Origin of the sequence: Pararhodobacter sp. CCB-MM2, from assembly GCF_001691415.1 — a bacterium.
GTDB lineage: Bacteria > Pseudomonadota > Alphaproteobacteria > Rhodobacterales > Rhodobacteraceae > Pararhodobacter.
In genome coordinates, this window is the sequence record NZ_LRRR01000118.1 from 1 (window position 1) to 394 (window position 394).

A 394-nucleotide genomic window follows, 5' to 3' on the forward strand; every position below is an offset into this window, starting at 1 on the left:
GTATTAAGCAGTTCAAGAAAGTGTGTCGGGCGTTGAGCAGCAGTCATTCGAAAAAAGGCTCCAAAGGATTATTGTTATTGGAGCCTTCAGTATAACGCTTGTGTTGGGTCCGGCTAGACCCTAATACACCCGACTGTGCGCCGGTTCAGACTTGATGAGGTGTTTTGGCGGGGTTAATACGAGTAGGGCCGACACGCTCCTCAATCGCGCTTTGCAGACTAGGCATCATGCCCATCATGACCAGCCACTCGGCCACGACAAATAATGGCCCGACCACCAATCCGACCAGATCATCCACAAATGCAGGTTTACGACCTTCGTAGTAATGACCAACAAACTGAATTATCCAGCCCACCACAAACAACCCGACTCCTGTCGATAGCCATACCATGGT

At 50.3% G+C, this 394-nt stretch carries 1 protein-coding gene; it reads right to left on the reverse strand.

The window, feature by feature from the left end; all coding sequences use genetic code 11:
* Positions 1-145 precede the first annotated feature (145 nt).
* Positions 146-394: Mpo1-like protein (locus BCY78_RS25125; RefSeq protein WP_139103336.1), on the reverse strand; the 249-nt coding region annotated here is incomplete at its 5' end.